General features: G+C 47.2%; 16 protein-coding genes. 4 read left to right on the top strand and 12 right to left on the bottom strand.

The genetic code is table 11. The features are described from left to right. Positions 1-15 precede the first annotated feature (15 nt). The 5 genes from AC1RNB_RS17305 to rpsO all read right to left on the bottom strand — a co-directional run bounded on the left by AC1RNB_RS17305 (position 16) and on the right by rpsO (position 5,160). Positions 16-816, bottom strand: a complete 801-nt coding sequence (locus tag AC1RNB_RS17305) for a M48 family metallopeptidase (RefSeq protein ID WP_493084874.1) — start codon at positions 814-816, stop codon at positions 16-18. A gap of 161 nt (positions 817-977) precedes the next feature. After that, the gene (gene plsY / locus AC1RNB_RS17300; protein ID WP_493084872.1) at positions 978-1,628 is read right to left on the bottom strand and encodes a glycerol-3-phosphate 1-O-acyltransferase PlsY; all 651 of its coding nucleotides are present in this window, start codon (positions 1,626-1,628) and stop codon (positions 978-980) included. Between the two features lie 75 nt (positions 1,629-1,703). Next, positions 1,704-2,516, bottom strand: a complete 813-nt coding sequence (prmA, locus tag AC1RNB_RS17295; RefSeq protein WP_493084870.1) for a 50S ribosomal protein L11 methyltransferase — start codon at positions 2,514-2,516, stop codon at positions 1,704-1,706. Between the two features lie 59 nt (positions 2,517-2,575). Further along, the gene (gene pnp, locus AC1RNB_RS17290; RefSeq protein WP_493084868.1) at positions 2,576-4,732 is read right to left on the bottom strand and encodes a polyribonucleotide nucleotidyltransferase; all 2,157 of its coding nucleotides are present in this window, start codon (positions 4,730-4,732) and stop codon (positions 2,576-2,578) included. A 155-nt stretch (positions 4,733-4,887) separates the two neighbouring features. Further along, positions 4,888-5,160 carry a 30S ribosomal protein S15 gene (gene rpsO, locus AC1RNB_RS17285; protein WP_493084866.1) on the bottom strand — a complete coding sequence of 91 codons (273 nt, stop codon included), beginning with the start codon at positions 5,158-5,160 and terminating at the stop codon, positions 4,888-4,890. A 241-nt stretch (positions 5,161-5,401) separates the two neighbouring features. Here rpsO and AC1RNB_RS17280 point away from each other — a divergent pair, with 241 nt between their 5' ends. Continuing rightward, the gene (locus AC1RNB_RS17280) at positions 5,402-6,304 is read left to right on the top strand and encodes a ribonuclease Z (protein WP_493084864.1); all 903 of its coding nucleotides are present in this window, start codon (positions 5,402-5,404) and stop codon (positions 6,302-6,304) included. Positions 6,305-6,332: 28 nt separating this feature from the next. On the opposite strand, the gene AC1RNB_RS17275 is transcribed toward AC1RNB_RS17280, so the two are convergent. The 7 genes from AC1RNB_RS17275 to AC1RNB_RS17245 all read right to left on the bottom strand — a co-directional run bounded on the left by AC1RNB_RS17275 (position 6,333) and on the right by AC1RNB_RS17245 (position 13,505). Next, positions 6,333-7,460, bottom strand: a complete 1,128-nt coding sequence (locus AC1RNB_RS17275) for an alpha/beta hydrolase-fold protein (RefSeq protein WP_493084862.1) — start codon at positions 7,458-7,460, stop codon at positions 6,333-6,335. A gap of 74 nt (positions 7,461-7,534) precedes the next feature. Further along, complete coding sequence (gene lolA1, locus AC1RNB_RS17270) at positions 7,535-8,164, bottom strand: outer membrane lipoprotein periplasmic chaperone LolA1 (RefSeq protein ID WP_493084861.1); 630 nt, start codon at positions 8,162-8,164, stop codon at positions 7,535-7,537. A 110-nt stretch (positions 8,165-8,274) separates the two neighbouring features. Next, complete coding sequence (locus tag AC1RNB_RS17265; protein WP_493084860.1) at positions 8,275-10,854, bottom strand: FtsK/SpoIIIE family DNA translocase; 2,580 nt, start codon at positions 10,852-10,854, stop codon at positions 8,275-8,277. A 72-nt stretch (positions 10,855-10,926) separates the two neighbouring features. Then, positions 10,927-11,325, bottom strand: coding sequence for a DUF423 domain-containing protein (locus AC1RNB_RS17260; RefSeq protein ID WP_493084858.1), 399 nt, complete (start codon positions 11,323-11,325; stop codon positions 10,927-10,929). Continuing rightward, positions 11,318-11,827, bottom strand: a complete 510-nt coding sequence (locus AC1RNB_RS17255) for a shikimate kinase (RefSeq protein ID WP_493084856.1) — start codon at positions 11,825-11,827, stop codon at positions 11,318-11,320. Before AC1RNB_RS17255 ends, AC1RNB_RS17260 begins: the two co-directional genes overlap by 8 nt. After that, positions 11,824-12,312, bottom strand: coding sequence for a GNAT family N-acetyltransferase (locus AC1RNB_RS17250; RefSeq protein ID WP_493084855.1), 489 nt, complete (start codon positions 12,310-12,312; stop codon positions 11,824-11,826). The genes AC1RNB_RS17255 and AC1RNB_RS17250 overlap by 4 nt, the downstream gene beginning before the upstream one ends. Before the next feature lie 2 nt (positions 12,313-12,314). Then, complete coding sequence (locus AC1RNB_RS17245) at positions 12,315-13,505, bottom strand: acyl-CoA dehydrogenase family protein (RefSeq protein WP_493084853.1); 1,191 nt, start codon at positions 13,503-13,505, stop codon at positions 12,315-12,317. A gap of 335 nt (positions 13,506-13,840) precedes the next feature. Between AC1RNB_RS17245 and AC1RNB_RS17240 the strand changes: the two genes are divergently transcribed. Genes AC1RNB_RS17240 through AC1RNB_RS17230 form a run of 3 tightly spaced genes read left to right on the top strand, consistent with a single transcriptional unit; the run spans position 13,841 to position 15,940 of the window. Further along, positions 13,841-14,398 carry an RNA polymerase sigma factor gene (locus tag AC1RNB_RS17240; RefSeq protein ID WP_493084851.1) on the top strand — a complete coding sequence of 186 codons (558 nt, stop codon included), beginning with the start codon at positions 13,841-13,843 and terminating at the stop codon, positions 14,396-14,398. Then, positions 14,395-14,964, top strand: a complete 570-nt coding sequence (locus tag AC1RNB_RS17235) for a hypothetical protein (protein WP_493084849.1) — start codon at positions 14,395-14,397, stop codon at positions 14,962-14,964. Before AC1RNB_RS17240 ends, AC1RNB_RS17235 begins: the two co-directional genes overlap by 4 nt. Then, the gene (locus AC1RNB_RS17230; RefSeq protein ID WP_493084848.1) at positions 14,939-15,940 is read left to right on the top strand and encodes a DUF4097 family beta strand repeat-containing protein; all 1,002 of its coding nucleotides are present in this window, start codon (positions 14,939-14,941) and stop codon (positions 15,938-15,940) included. The genes AC1RNB_RS17235 and AC1RNB_RS17230 overlap by 26 nt, the downstream gene beginning before the upstream one ends. The last annotated feature ends 96 nt before the right edge of the window (positions 15,941-16,036 follow it).

The following is a 16,036-nucleotide window of genomic DNA, read 5'->3' as shown; positions in this document are numbered from 1 at the left end:
TACAGGAAAACCGGTTTATTTGGGACGATAGTATTGTAATGCTTCCGGCATCACTTCACTCACTTTCCTGATCCGCTCTTCATCGCTCGGGTGACTGCTCATAAACACCGGTGGTTGCTGGCCATTGCTCATGGCCGCCATCCGGGTCCAGAAATCAACAGCCTGCCTGGGATCGTATCCCGCTGCTGCGGCAAAGATCAATCCATAATGGTCAGCTTCCAACTCCTGTTTACGGGAATTGGGCAATAAAGCACCATACTGGGCACCGATGCCATATACCTGACCAAAAATATTGACCGCCTTGGCGTTGGTACCCATAGCAGCTCCACCCAGGGCACCAATACCCTGTGCAGCCATCTGCTGACTCATTCTTTCTTTTCCATGCCCCAGAATTGCGTGGGCAATTTCATGTCCCATTACAATGGCAAGGGCTGTTTCATTCTGGGTTACAGGAAGCAGTCCGGTATAACAGACCACTTTACCACCCGGCATACACCAGGCATTTACTTCCTTGCTTTCAACAAGGTTAAACTCCCAGTTATAACCATCCAATGCATTGGGTAATCCTTTCTGGGCATAATAGTCTCTTAATGCTACCGCCACCCGGTTACCTACTCTTTTCACCATCTCGGCATCCCTGTTACCGGCAGGCACCATCTTATTGGTGGTCAGGAATGCTTTGTATTGGGTAACGGCCAGACTCTGCAATTCAGCATCAGATACCAGGCTTAGCTGGCTTCTTCCGGTAATGGCATTGGTAACACAGGAGAGATTAAAAAAAATCACTCCTGCAAAAAGCACTATCATTCTTTTCATATCATTGGTCTTTTACTTCGATTAATGCCCCAAAAATAACGGTATCTCTTCTTGCAGAGTTACAGCAAAGCAGTTAGTGTTTACAATATACACAGTACCCGGTTAACGGGTATGCTTCCGTAAAATTGGGAGGGAATAACTTATCAACACAAGTGTGGTGATCAGTCCTGCCGTCTTTGCCGGCGTTTGTCGCGGTGCTTCAGAATAGGGATCTTACTTTCGGTCCCTTTCAGTATGCGGCTGATATTCTTTTGATGGGTCAATACCACCATTAAAGCCACCAGCACAGCAAAAATGCGGTAGAGGGTTTCCTTTTCGTTGAAAATGAAGAGGATGAACACCATAAATGCCACACCGGCCAGGATAGAACTTAAAGATACGAAACGGGTCAGGTATAATACAAGGAGGAATACACCGATACAACATACTGCCACAATGGGCTGGATGGCTACGGCCATTCCGAGCAGGGTGGCTACACCCTTACCGCCTTTGAATCCGGCCCAGAGCGGGAAGATATGGCCCAAAACGGCCGCCAGACCTAAGCCGATCATGAGGTTGGTACGGTGCAGTTCGTCGGTCAGGTAAACAGGTAACAGGATATATAGCGAAGTAGCGATCACCCCTTTCAGGATATCTACCATCATCACAATGGTTCCCCATTTGGAACCCAGTACGCGGAAAGTATTGGTGGCGCCGGCGTTACCGCTGCCATAATCACGGATATCAATACCAAAGCGGGATTTGCTGATCCAGACAGCCGTTGGCACCGATCCTATACAATAAGCTAAAACAATGAGCAACAATTCGTTCATTGGGTGGTTGAAGTTTGGGGGTACAAAGATAACGAAATTGAAGATAATGATTTTTTAACATCAGAAATCACAATCTTATCGCGAAAACCATAGAGCGATCCAGCCATTCCTCTCCACGGTTTTACGGTGAGCCAGCCCGAGTGCCCCGCAGGCTTCGCGGATATCGGCCTCGTCCGATACCAGCAACCCACTCAGTAAAACCTCTCCGCCAACTACGGTGGCTTTTACCAGTTCCGCAATATTATCAAGGATAATGTTGCGGTTGATATTGGCGAGAATGATATCAAACCGTCGATCCAATTTTAAAATATCAACTTTTTGAATATCAATATGTTGACAATAGTTAACTAAAATATTTTCTGAAGTATTTTCGATACACCAGTCGTCATTATCTACGGCCAGCACCTCCTTAGCTCCCAGTTTTTCGGCCAGTATGGCGAGGATACCTGTGCCTGTGCCGAAATCAAATACGGTTTTGCCGCTAAAGTCCAGCTCCTGCATCAGTTTCATCACCTGCCAGGTAGTGGCGTGGTGACCTGTACCGAAGCTCATTTTAGGGGTGATCACGATCTCATGCGCCACACCGGTAAAGGGCGGGTGAAAATCGGCCCGTATACCCACAAAATCATCCACCTGTACCGGCTCAAAATTAGACTCCCACAACTGGTTCCAATTTTGTTTATTAATAATTGATTTAGAATATTTTAATGAATATTTATTCAATAAAATATTTAACTCATCTTGCTGTAACCCAGCTTCCGGGATATAGGCTTTCAGGTTATCGGCCGATTCCTCAAAACCATCAAAGCCCAGTTCGGCCAGTTCGGCCACCAGCAGTTCCTGCACGGCGGGTTCTGCAGGAATACTGATCTCACAATAATTACTCATACGCTTTTTATCAGGGGTATTAAAAGCGAATGGCCCCGGTTGGGGCCATTCAGTGTATTTTATCCTTCCGCATTTTCGCCACCTTCCTTCGGTTTGAACTCAGGTTTTGGCATCAATGCCTTGCGGCTTAATTTAAATTTACCGGTCTTAGGATCCACTCCTACCAGTTTCACTTTCACCATATCGCCTTCTTTGAAGAGGCCATCCATAGTTTCGAGGCGCTTCCAGCTGATCTCACTGATATGCAGTAAGCCCTGTTTGCCGGGCATGAACTCAACAAAAGCACCGAATTCCTTGATGCCTTTTACCGGTCCTTCATACACATCGCCTACTTCAGGTGTAGCAGTAATACCCTTGATCCAGCTTACGGCCTTATCCAGGCTTTCTTTGGAGGCAGAGAAAATACTTACTTCTCCGGTATTGCCTACTTCTTCAATATTCACCGTAGCTCCTGTTTCGCGCTGGATCTCCTGGATCACTTTACCACCTGGTCCGATCACCGCACCGATAAACTCCTTATCGATGATCAGTTTGATCATACGTGGGGCATGTGGCTTCACTTCAGAGCGGGCAGCCGGCATACACTCGTACATGGCATCCAGGATATGTAAACGGCCTTTACGGGCCTGTTCCAGTGCTTCCATCATTACTTCCATGCTCAGGCCATCCACTTTAATGTCCATCTGCACGCCACAGATACCATCGCGGGTACCGGTTACTTTGAAGTCCATATCACCCAGATGATCTTCATCACCCAGGATATCGGTCAGGATCGCGTATTTACCATCTTCGCGGGTAACCAGTCCCATAGCAACACCACTTACGTGCTTAGGTATAGGCACACCTGCATCCATCAGCGCCAGTGAACCGGCACAAACGGTAGCCATCGAAGAAGAACCGTTACTTTCGAGAATATCACTTACCACACGTACCGTGTAGGCATAAGTACTGGTATCGGGCATCATCTGCTTCAGACTGCGCATAGCCAGGTTACCATGACCTACTTCTCTACGACCCACACCACGCATCATCTTTACCTCACCGGTAGAGAATGGAGGGAAGTTATAGTGCAGTAAGAACTTGGTGTATTCTGATTTTGCGGCTGATTCTACCAGCAGTTCATCTAATTTAGTTCCGAAAGTAACCGTTGTAAGTGATTGAGTTTCACCTCTTGTGAATAAAGCAGAACCGTGCGGAGTAGGCAGGGGTTCTACTTCCATCGCCAAAGGACGAACCTGATCCAGCTGACGGCCGTCGAGACGGATCCGGTCATCAATCATCATATTTCTTACCACTTCCCATTTCAGGTCTTCGTAGTATTTCTTGGCTAATTTCTTTTCCAGGTCGGTAGCTTCTTCTCCCAGACTGGCAATTACTTCGTCTTTCAGCAGGCTGTAAGCTTCAGAGCGCTCGTTCTTGGAAGAACCCTTTTTGGAAATTTCGTATACCCTGTCTTTGGCAAAAGCATTCACTTTTTCGCGAACGGCTTCGTCCTGGGCAGGTTTTTTATAATCTCTCTTAGTGGTAACGCCTTTTTTGGCACGTAATTCAGCCTGGGCTTTGATCTGGATGCGGATGGCATCGTGAGCCAGTTGCAGTGCGTTTACGAGGTCGGCTTCGGCACATTCTTTGGCTTCCCCTTCCACCATCATCAGGTTCTTCTCGGTAGCGGCGATCAGGAATTCCAGATCAGAGGCTTTCAGCTCAGAGCGGGTTGGGTTAACAATGAATTTGCCATTCAGACGGGCAATTCTTACTTCACTGATGATTTCCTTGATAGGAATATCAGACACCGCGAGGGCGGCTGAAGCGGCTAAACAAGCCAGTGAATCAGGCAATACTTCCGCATCGCTGGAGATCAGGCTGATCAGCACCTGCACATCGCAGAGATAATCTTCCGGAAACAAAGGGCGCAGGGCGCGGTCTATCAAACGGCTGGTTAAGATCTCATAATCATTTAAACGGGCTTCTCTTTTGAAGAAAGAACCCGGAATACGACCCGCAGAAGCGAATTTTTCCTGGTAATCAACACTTAAAGGGAAAAAATCCTGTCCTTCTTTTGGTTCTTTATTGGCTACAACGGTAGCAAGGATAACGCAGTTGCCCTGGCGTACGGTAACAGCACCATCGGCCTGACGGGCTAATTTTCCGGTTTCGATGAATACCTCACGGCCTCCACCCAAATCGAAACTAACACTGATTGGTTGTGATAACATAATCTGATTTTGTAAGTAGGGAGAGCGCACGGCACACACCGCAGTTTCAGCCTCCCGGTTAAGGAAATGGCCAGCAGAAACAGGTATGAATAGAAATGACTATTCCCAACCGCTTAGAAAGACCAGTTGGGAATAGCACTTGTCATACCAGACAATTATTTTCTTAAGCCTAATTTCTCGATCAAAGCACGGTAACCTTGCAGGTTGTGCTTTTGCATGTAAGCGAGTAAACGTTTGCGTTTACCTACCATCTGCATCAGTCCGCGCTGGGTAGAGTGGTCGTGTTTGTTGGCTTGTAAATGCTTGGAAATCTGTGAAATACGTTCAGTCAGCAAGGCAACCTGGCCTTCGATTGAACCTGTGTTAGTGGCGTTGCCACCGAATTCAGCAAAAATGCTTGCTTTCTTTTCTGTTGTTAAATAAGGCATCTCAAAATGTTTAAAAAGACTCCGGAATGGTTTTCTTCTATTTTTTTATCGGGTGCAAAAGTAGTACAATAAATGGGAAATCATACATTTCAGCGCGGGTTTTTAGCGAAATGGGGGGACCGCGGTGTCTTATACAACCCATACTGCCCCCAACAGCCTGCCGCCTTGCCACCAAAATCTGCTCAATTTTCAGAGCATAACAGGCTAATTTGCTTAATGTTGTAGCCAATTCATCTGATCCATGTTCGGCGTTACCATTTTAGGCAATAATTCAGCCATCCCGGCCTATGACCGGCACCCTACGGCGCAGGTAGTTACCCTGAACGACCAGGTATTCCTGATCGATTGCGGTGAGGGTACCCAGATGCAGATAGCCCGGTACCGCATCAGGCGGAGCAAGATCCATCATATTTTCATTTCACACCTGCATGGCGACCATTATTTCGGACTCATCGGTCTCATCACCAGTATGGGTTTGCTTGGGCGCGAACAGGAACTGCATCTGTATGCGCCGGCAGGATTAAAGGACATTATTGATCTGCAACTGAAAGTAGCCGATACCAACCTGCCCTTCCCGCTGGTCTTTCATCCGCTGGAAGCAGAAGGTATGCTGGTAGATACCCCTAAATTCAGCGTCGCATGTTTTGCCACCCAGCACCGGGTGCCCTGCTGGGGGTTTATCATCCGTGAAAAAAGAAAACCCCGGAAGATTGATAAGGTGAAAGTATTGCAATACGATATCCCGGCTGCTTTTTATGAAAGACTGAAAGACGGGGATGATTATGAAACCAAGGAGGGCGAACTGATCCGCAATGAATGGGTTACCCTTGCCAATAAACCCGCACGCAGTTATGCGTTTTGTGCCGATACCCGTTTCGACGAATCGCTGATTGATAAAACAAAGGGCGTAACCCTATTGTACCATGAAGCCACTTACCTGAAAGACCTCGCAGAAAGGGCGTTAGCCCGTTTCCATTCCACCACCGTTCAGGCCGCAACAATCGCATTGCGGGCAGGTGTAGGCAAATTACTGATCGGCCATTTCAGCAGCAAATACGAGAAACTGGACGAGTTCAGAAACGAAGCCCAGGCCGTGTTTGCGGAGACGGACCTGGCGATTGAAGGAGTTACCTACAGGTTATAATTAGTAATTAATTATTTCTAACTACTAATTAATTCATGAGCCACAGATAAAACGCTGCAAACTCCTGCCGCCAGGATGCTTCGTTGTGCTGGCCGAGGGGACTTACTACGGTTCGGATATTGAATCGTTGTTTCTTCTGGAGGATATCTCCGAGTTTCTTCAGATCGCTGACCATGGTGGCGGATTCTTTTCCACCGGCATACAGGTAAAATCTGGGTTGAGATTCGGTGGTGAACTTTTCGACATCTGTATACAACATCGGCGCCTGTGCCATGGAAGGAGAAAACACACCGGCTGTGCTGAATACAGTGGGATACTGGATAGCCGCGTACAGACTGATCAAAGCACCCATACTACTGCCTGCTACAAAGGTATTTTCCGGACCTTTTTTGGTACGGTATTTTGCATCGATATAGGGTTTAAGTGTTTTGGCCAGAAACGCCGCGTAAGCTGCCCCCTCTCCTTTTCCGAACTGTGGGTGGTCGTAGGGGTTGTATTCTGTCAGCCTTTTATCGCCCCCATGATCGATGCCCACCACGATACATTCTTTACCGGTTTTCTGCTGCAGGCTGTCGAGACATTCATCTACGCCCCACTCGCCAAAAGCGGCCGTTTTTTCGTTGAAAAGATTCTGGCCGTCCTGCAGGTATAATACGGGATAGATTTTAGAAGAGCCGGCATATCCTTTAGGCAGATACACCCAGATCCGTCTGGTGCGGTTGAGTTGCGGGATCAAAAAAGCGGTATCCATGATGCGTACCTGCGGACTGGCCGTATACTTTTTAGGAACTTCCGGATAATCATCCTTCCAGCCGGCGATGGTGAATTCCTGCGAGAGGTCTTCGTTCACTTCCAGCACCCGGTCGGCCAGGTCGCGGCCATCGGCGGTGGTTTCAAACTTATCTGTAGCACCGCGGGTAAATTTGAAAGCATAAGTGCCTGCAGCGAGGTCTTTGATGACGAGGCTTTTCCGGTTTCCGCCAAAAGGTTTCAGTTTGAATTTTTCGTCTTTGGGATTCCAGTTATTGAAGTTACCCGACACATAAATGTCATCGTTCTTCTTTGTGGCCACATCGGTAACCACGAGGCGAACGGTGAACTGCGCAGATACAGTAAGGCCTGCCATCAAACCCAAAAAAAAGAAGATTGCTTTCATAGGCTGAAATTACAAAGTGTAGACACAAAAAAGCCGGACTTTGCGGGTCCGGCCTGTTAAATTTTATCAGCAGCTTAATCCAGGATCTCTACATCCTTCGGATATTTCGCTTTATTGAATACAAACATTTTATCTGTCACTACTGCGTTCAGGTTCAGGTTAGCAATTTTCACCTCGGTTACATTGTTGCTCTTGTCGAGGATGCGGGCGCGGGAGAAAGTGTTTTTGACCTTATCAATGAACAGGTTTACACGCTGGAAGTTTTTTCGGTTATCGATCGGTTTCATTTCGATCTCGTAAAAAGCCGTTTTGGAGGATACGAGTTTATACGTAAAATCTTTGTCGTAGGCACCCGAGAGTAATTTTTGCGGACTCAGAGTCTGGGCACCTTCTTCCACGGCTGATTTGGTGATCGTTTTTTCTCCATCATAACGGTACACATTACTTCCATCGCAGATGATCTCCGTTTTCCCCTGTTTGAGCTGGTATTTCTCCCCTTTCATCTGCAGGGTGATATTCTGGGTGCCGTTGGGTTTGCCTTTGCTGGTAAAAGAGTTCAGTGTGCAGGTAGCAGAAATGCCTTTGGAGGCTTTTACTTTGGCACCCACCGCATCCAGCACTTTTTTGGCAGCCGGATCGTTCTGGGCCGTGGCCAGGGTAGAGAACAGTACTATAGAGAGAAAGCAAGCATAGAATTTATTCATCAGTATCAATTGAGGGCGCAAATATAGTTCTTACACCTGTTTATGACTCCCGTAGGGCTCTGAAGTTTAAAATTATCGGTTTTTAGTTCCTCCTACCCGGTAAAACCAGGTTATACCATAGAATCGAGGAATTCCTGCAGCTCCATATCGGTTTTGAATAATACTTCACGGGCCTTGCTTCCCTGGTTGGGGCCCACTACCCCGGCGTCTTCCAGCTGGTCCATGAGGCGGCCGGCCCGGTTATAGCCCAGTTTCATGCGGCGCTGAATCAGCGAAGTGGAACCCATCTGGCTTTGTACGATGAGTCGGGCAGCATCTTCGAACAGCGGATCGCGGTTGGATGCGTCAAAATCTTTTCCTTCCAGGTCTTTTTCATCCACATATTCCGGTAAGAGGAATGCCTGCGGATACCCCCGCTGGTCGCCGATGAATTCGCAGACACGCTCTACTTCGGGTGTATCTACAAACGCACACTGTAAACGGGTGATCTCGCCATTGTAACTCACGAGCATATCCCCTTTACCGATCAACTGCTCGGCGCCACCTGCATCCAGGATGGTACGGCTATCGATCTTACTGGATACTTTAAAACCGATACGGGCCGGGAAATTGGCTTTGATGGTTCCGGTGATGATATTAACAGAAGGTCGTTGGGTAGCAATGATCAGGTGAATGCCGATGGCACGGGCCAGCTGGGCCAGACGGGCGATCGGCATTTCCACTTCTTTGCCCGCCGTCATGATCAGGTCGGCAAACTCATCCACCACCAACACGATAAAGGGCAGGTATTGGTGCCCTTTATCGGGATTGAGTTTTCGCGCAGTGAACTTTTCGTTGTATTCTTTGATATTACGGCAATGCGCTTCTTTCAGGAGGTCGTAGCGGTTGTCCATCTCAATACATAAAGCATTGAGGGTATGCACCACTTTTTTGGTATCGGTAATGATGGACTCTTCTTCGCCGGGTAATTTGGCAAGAAAATGTTTTTCGATGCGACGGTAGAGGCTCAACTCCACTTTCTTCGGATCTACCAGTACAAATTTGAGTTGGGAAGGATGTTTTTTATAGAGAAGTGACACGAGGATGGCATTCAATCCAACCGACTTACCCTGCCCCGTAGCACCCGCCATTAACAGGTGTGGCATACTGGCCAGGTCTACAATGAAGTTCTCATTATCGATCTTCTTACCGATGGCGATGGGCAGGGAGAAATTGCTGTTCTGGAATTTCTCGGAAGCCAGCAGGGTGCGCATGCTTACCACCGATTTACGCACATTAGGCACTTCAATACCGATGGTTCCCTTACCGGGTATGGGTGCTATGATACGGATGCCGAGGGCGGCAAGGCTCAGGGCAATATCATCTTCCAGGTTTTTGATCCGGCTGATGCGGACACCTGGAGCGGGTACGATCTCGTAAAGCGTAACGGTGGGCCCCACAGTTGCTGCGATACGCTGGATAGCAATATCATAGTTCTTGAGTGTGGCAATGATCTGGTTCTTGTGTGTTTCGAGTTCCTGTGGATCGTGTACGATCTTTTCGCTGCCATGTGTTTCCAGCAGATCAAGGGAGGGGTATTTATAATCCTTCAGATCAAGGGTAACATCGTATTTGGAATTAAGTGAGCCCGGTTTGGCCACTACCACCTCGGTTTCTTCTATGGCAGGGGTTTCTTTGATCTCCAATTCGAGGTTGGGTGCTGCCTGGCGCGTGGGTTGTGGTTGTATAACAGTGATATGTTCTTCTTCAGGCTCTTCCTCTTCCAATTCTTCTTCTTCCTCTATTTCATCCTCCAGTTCTTCATCTTCCAGGTCTTCTTCTTTTTCCACTACTCCGAACTCATTCATTGGGTTCACGAGGCCTTCCTCCTGGGGCATGATTACCACTACGCCTTTCCCTTCCTGCTTCATTTTATTCTGGCTCTGGGGCAATGCGGGTTCTTCCTCATCCTCCGGGGCTTCTTTGTGGGCGGGCTCTCCGTCTTCGTTCCATTCCTGGAACACGGGTTGTTCATCATCTTCCGTTAAAGGAATCATTTCTTTTTGCGCAGCTTTCGGTGAACCGAATTTCCATTCGGGCAAGGTGAATACGGGATTAAAGCGCCAGATAAAATAACTGAACATGGCGAGGAACAAAGCCGCGCCTGTTCCTACTTTGCCGATCCATTTTATCGACCAGTCTGTTAGCAATTCTCCCACAGCGCCACCCCAGGAAAAATCGCTGGCGCCGGTGGCGAAGGATAGTGTCATACTCATTACGAGTAAACCCACCAGTACATATTTCAGGTTACGCAGCAGGCTGAATAACTTTTTCCCGAAAAGCAGATTCACACCGAGTACAAAAAAAGTGGTACAGAACAGAAAAGAAGCGAGACCAAACCCTTTATAGATCAAGGTATGTGCTACATAGGCCCCCAGTACACCCAACAGGTTGGTTACCCTTACATCGTCTGTTGCAAAGATTTTGATACCGAACTGGTGAACCTTATCCTGGTCTTCCTGCCAGGTGAAGAGATAGGAAGTGAGTGACACAAAAAGGAAAACAGTGAGCAATAGCGAAACCGCTCCCATGATCTTGGAAGTACGTTCGTCTTTAACCACTTCGGTCACGGTTACTTCTGCCGGTTTATCGGCCGTCAGTTTTTCGGGATCAGGTGGTGGTGGCGTTTTCTTTCTGAGACTATTGGCCATGGAAACAAATATAAGCTAAGCCACCAAGCAGATATACAGCCGGGCGCCTATGTGCAAAACTGGCCGCAGGCCTTACAGTTTTCCACTTTCCCTGCTGTTGCCCCTGCGGATCCCCGCTACGAGAAAGAGCCAGCCGGTAATAAAACAGAGTCCGCCAAAAGGCGTAATGGCACCTAACCACCTGTATTCAGGAGGCGAAACGGTTATGAGATACAGGGAGCCGCTGAATAAAAAGATGCCCGTTATAAAGAAATAGCCGGCGCGGACAATGGCAGTATTGGGAAAAGACTGGTAGAGTATGCCTGTGAGTGCAATGGCGAATACATGATAAAACTGGTAACGTACCGCTGTTTCAAAAGTAGCCAGTGATTTTTCGCTTACCAGCTCCTTTAACAGGTGTGCCCCGAAAGCCCCCATGGCCACCGAAGCTGCACCGATGATAGCCGCAATGATCAGAAATCGTTTATGCATGTTGTTTGAGGATTTTGGCAAAACCGGCATCACTGATGGCATTGCCCTGTAAATGATAGGTTGCCTGGTGATAAAAAGGATAACGCTGTACCAGCTTGTCTGTCAGGAATTGTTTCAATTCCGCATCCGACAGGTTTTTGATGAGGGGGCGGTGCTCTTTTTCGGGTTGCAGTCTTGCTACCAACACTTCTACCGGTTCATCAATCCAGATAGTAATACCCTGTTCATTCATCCACTGCATATTTTCATGAAAACAGGGGGTACCTCCACCGGTGGCCAGCACAAAAGATTTTTTCTCTTTGAACCAATGCAGTATCCTGGATTCGGCACGTCGGAAATAGGCTTCCCCTTCTTCGGCAAAGATTTCGGCAATGGTTCTTTCCTCGTGCGACTCGATCAGGAAGTCGAGGTCATACCCCCCCACTTTCAGCTTTTTAGCCAGTTTTTTACACCAGTAGGTTTTACCGGTGCCCATCATGCCGATGAGGAATAACTTACTCACTTTACGAATGTATAATGATAAAAAATAGTATCCACTTTCATAACAGGGAAAGCTGCCGGCAATTTTGTCGGATCAATACGGACAAATCCATTTTTCTCATAAAACCGGTGTGCTGCCAGAAACTTATCGGTGGTGCCGAGGTAGATATCTGTTAAAGATTTTCCTTCTCCCCAATCAAATACGGTTTGTAATAACTGCTTTGCTACACCGGTCTGTTTACCACGCCAACCGGGATGAACAAACATCTTACGCAATGCGGCCCTTTTCTCTCCGATATCTTTGAGGCCGATTGTGCCTACAACCTCCCCTTCGGCTACTGCTACCCAGAAATTACCTTTCCCTGTCTGATAAAAACTGCTGACCGCTTTCAGATCAGGTTGCTCTTCGATGGTGACCGGGATGCCGAATTCAACGTTCTGAATTGACAGGATCAGGTTGATCATGCTGTTTTCAAACTCCTCCCGGTACACCGTAATCTCCATCATTCCTATTTAAAGGCATTCAGCCCGGTAACATCCATTCCCGTGATCAGGAGGTGAATATCGTGGGTCCCTTCGTAGGTGATCACACTTTCGAGGTTCATCATGTGGCGCATGATACTGTATTCGCCGGTGATGCCCATGCCGCCCAGCATCTGCCTGGCTTCGCGGGCAATACTAGTGGCTATTTCGCAACTGTTTCTTTTGGCCATACTGATCTGTGCAGGAGTAGCTTTCCCTTCGTTCATCAATACACCGAGGCGCCATACCAGTAATTGTCCTTTGGTGATCTCGGTAATCATTTCTGCCAGTTTTTTCTGCTGCAGCTGAAATCCGCCGATGGGACGGTCGAACTGGATCCTTTCCTGGCTGTAACGCAGGGCTGTATCATAACAATCCATGGCCGCACCCAAGGCGCCCCAGGCAATACCGTAGCGGGCTTTGGATAAACAGCCTAATGGCCCCTTTAAGCCGGTAACATTGGGTAAAATATTTTCTTTGGGCACTTTTACATTATCAAACACCAGTTCGCCGGTGGCACTGGCACGGAGGCTCCATTTACCGTGGGTAGTGGGTGTGGAAAACCCTTCCATTCCGCGTTCGAGGATGATGCCCTGGATTTCGCCGGCATCGTTCCGGCCCCATACAACAGCTACCTGTGCAAAGGGAGCATTGCTGATCCACATTTTAGCGCCGTTCACAATTACATTGACACCGTCTCCGCCATCTTTGATGGTCGTTAACATGCCGGCAGGGTTACTGCCGTGATTGGGCTCCGTTAAACCAAAACAACCCAACCATTCGCCGCTGGCCAGTTTGGGGAGGTATTTATTCCGTTGCGCTTCACTTCCATAGGCATAGATAGGAAACATGACCAGGCTGCCTTGCACACTGGCAGTACTTCTTACACCACTATCGCCGCGTTCCAGTTCCTGCATCATGAGTCCGTAGCTGATATAATCCAATCCGCCCCCCCCATACTGTTCAGGCACGGTAGGTCCGAAACAACCCAGATCGCCCAGTTGTTTTACAATCTGCACCGGAAATTCTGCTTTCTGGGCATAGTCTTCAATAATGGGTGAGATCTCTTTCTTCACATAGTTACGAACCGATTCGCGGATGAGTTTATGCTCTTCCGTAAACAATTCATCCAGCATGTAATAATCGGGAGATTGAAATAAGTCTGTTCTGGCGGCCATGAGGTTGGGTTTGGAGTTTTTGTTATTTATCCAAGCTTCGATACGGCAAATTTAAAGATAAGGGGTGAGCGAAGCTTTTTTTTCAGCCCAATTATTTAACAAAGTGCAGCCGGCCGGATTTCCAACTTACGGCGGCAATGGCACTCTTGTAGGCAGCATCCGTTCCGGCAAGCCCGGGCCGGGCACCATTCATCGTATTATATCACCTTTTGTAACAAGTCTGCCGCTATGAAAACCTCTTCTGTAACGAAGTTCCCTGAAAAACGTTGCAAGGGCATGCAACATTCTGATCCTTTTGGTGACTTTATTATAAAACCTGTATCAAACCTTTGCAATTGAGCCTGGACATAACAGTAAATAACCTGGTAGACAGATGTGTACAGGGAGACATGAGCGGATACCGGCTTTTGTATGATCATTATGCGAGGGCCATGTATAATACCGCTTTACGGATCGTAAATAATACGGCGGATGCAGAAGATATTCTGCAGGAAGCGTTTACGGATGCGTTTTACTCACTGAATACGTACAAACAGGAAGCCAGTTTTGGTGCATGGTTAAAGCGGATCGTGATCAATAAATCGATCAACAAAGTAAAACGCGACCGGAAAAAATGGGTGGAAGTAGACCAGGAATCGATTGAGGGGTATGCCATTTATGACGAACCGGAAATAGACGAATCTGATTTTACGTACCGCGTAGACAGTATTAAAAGAGGTATCGGCGAATTACCGGATGGCTACCGGACCGTTTTATCGCTTCACCTGTTAGAGGGATTGAAACAGGAAGAAATAGCAGGGTTACTGGGTATTTCGCATGCAACCGTGCGCACCCAGTATATGCGAGCCAAAAAGAAATTATTAGAGATCATCCGTCAACAACAGACTATATGAAAAACAGATTAGAGGATTTTGTGAGCCGGCACCGGGAGGAATTTGATACGGAATTACCACAAAGGAATCTCTGGAAGGAGATTGAGAAACAACCGGCCACACCTGTCAGAAAAGTATTCCGCCTGTTTACCAGAACACAGATTGCTGCCAGTTTATTGGTACTGGCCAATGCCGCTATCCTTTTCTTTCTCGTGCAACGGAAGTCAGTGGAGCAAAATACGATACAATTATCGCCGGCCACCACACAATCTGTACCAAATGCGGAACCGGTATACGAGCAACAACTGGATGAGATCAGTAAAGTAGTCACCATTAAACAGGCCCGGCTTAAAGAAATTGAAAAAGCCAACCCGGTTTTATACAAAACATTTGTCAGTGCCTTAGACCAGCTGAGCAGCAGTTACCAGGAACTGGAAAAAGAATTGAACAATAACCCAAATAAAGAACAACTATTAGAAGCCATGATCCAGAACCTCAGCCTGCAGCAGGAGCTTTTGAATCAGCAGCTATCCATTTTTCAAACCATCAAACAAAACAAACATGAAAGCATCAAAAAGAATATTTAGTGCCCTGGTGGCTATTACCATCGGCTTATCAGCCAATGCGGCGGTATTGAACCCTGACCTGGAGAGTGAAAAAAGTAAAACTTACAGCAAGTCGTACGCGGTTGGCAGTGGCGACAGGATCTCGCTCGACAATTCTTTTGGCGAGATGAAGATCAGTACCTGGAGCAAAAATGAAATTAAAGTGGATGTAAGCATTACCGTAAAAGCCAGCACGGATGAATATGCGCAGAAACTGATAGATGTGATCAGTATTGAAGATGGCAAAACAGGATCTGAGATCTTTTTCAAAACACATCTCAATCACAATAAAAATAAACGTGATGATGATGGTGATAAAAGAGAAGGGAAAAACACCAGCTTTAAAATCAATTATACCGTTTACCTGCCTGCTACAGTTACCCTGGATGCGAACAACGATTTTGGTCCTATGAGCATCAGCGATTTTGACGGTGCTGCTACCTTAACCAGTAAGTTCGGTAGTTTAACCGCAGGCAAACTGAGCCAGCCCCAGAAAATCCGGGTTGAGTTTGGTAAAGCCACAGTAGAAAGCATGAATGGCGGCAAACTGGATATCCGTTTTTCCAAAGCGCAGGTGTTGCATCTGAGCGGTGATATCAGTGCCGATCTGGAACAATCAGGTGGCGTAAAACTGGGTGCAGATAACAGTCTGAAAAAAATGGACCTGAAAGTAAACTTCAGCAAAGTGTATCTTGATGTTGAGAAAAATATCTCCGCCTCCTATACCATCAATAGCAGTTTTGGCAGCTTCCGTAACGATACCGAGTTTTCGATTCCCCGCCAGGATAAAGAAGACCAGCAGCACTTTGACCAGAACAAGCGTTATGCCGGTAAATCCGGATCCGGTGCCACACCAATTGATATCAAGAATAATTTCGGAACAGTAACACTGGGTCATGCTATTTCATTTGATGTGAACGACAATTCAAAAGACAAAAGCAAAAAATCAAAAGCGTAACCCAACTGCCAATAAGCCCTGTGTCGTCCTAAAAATCCGATACGGTTATAAAGAATAAAAATAGGTAATTAAACGGTAGTGGGTATTTTCCTGCTA

It is taken from the genome of Sediminibacterium sp. GW821-FHT12F12, from assembly GCF_058806635.1.
This window is presented reverse-complemented; position numbering and strand designations above follow the sequence as displayed.

Excerpts from the sequence above, each read along its gene's own strand:
- AC1RNB_RS17305 (WP_493084874.1), bottom strand. The coding sequence starts at position 816 with ATGAAAAGAATGATAGTGCTTTTTGCAGGAGTGATTTTTTTTAATCTC.
- plsY (WP_493084872.1), bottom strand. The coding sequence starts at position 1,628 with ATGAACGAATTGTTGCTCATTGTTTTAGCTTATTGTATAGGATCGGTG.
- prmA (WP_493084870.1), bottom strand. The coding sequence starts at position 2,516 with ATGAGTAATTATTGTGAGATCAGTATTCCTGCAGAACCCGCCGTGCAG.
- pnp (WP_493084868.1), bottom strand. The coding sequence starts at position 4,732 with ATGTTATCACAACCAATCAGTGTTAGTTTCGATTTGGGTGGAGGCCGT.
- rpsO (WP_493084866.1), bottom strand. The coding sequence starts at position 5,160 with ATGCCTTATTTAACAACAGAAAAGAAAGCAAGCATTTTTGCTGAATTC.
- AC1RNB_RS17280 (WP_493084864.1), top strand. The coding sequence starts at position 5,402 with ATGTTCGGCGTTACCATTTTAGGCAATAATTCAGCCATCCCGGCCTAT.
- AC1RNB_RS17275 (WP_493084862.1), bottom strand. The coding sequence starts at position 7,460 with ATGAAAGCAATCTTCTTTTTTTTGGGTTTGATGGCAGGCCTTACTGTA.
- lolA1 (WP_493084861.1), bottom strand. The coding sequence starts at position 8,164 with ATGAATAAATTCTATGCTTGCTTTCTCTCTATAGTACTGTTCTCTACC.
- AC1RNB_RS17265 (WP_493084860.1), bottom strand. The coding sequence starts at position 10,854 with ATGGCCAATAGTCTCAGAAAGAAAACGCCACCACCACCTGATCCCGAA.
- AC1RNB_RS17260 (WP_493084858.1), bottom strand. The coding sequence starts at position 11,325 with ATGCATAAACGATTTCTGATCATTGCGGCTATCATCGGTGCAGCTTCG.
- AC1RNB_RS17250 (WP_493084855.1), bottom strand. The coding sequence starts at position 12,312 with ATGATGGAGATTACGGTGTACCGGGAGGAGTTTGAAAACAGCATGATC.
- AC1RNB_RS17245 (WP_493084853.1), bottom strand. The coding sequence starts at position 13,505 with ATGGCCGCCAGAACAGACTTATTTCAATCTCCCGATTATTACATGCTG.
- AC1RNB_RS17235 (WP_493084849.1), top strand. The coding sequence starts at position 14,395 with ATGAAAAACAGATTAGAGGATTTTGTGAGCCGGCACCGGGAGGAATTT.
- AC1RNB_RS17230 (WP_493084848.1), top strand. The coding sequence starts at position 14,939 with ATGAAAGCATCAAAAAGAATATTTAGTGCCCTGGTGGCTATTACCATC.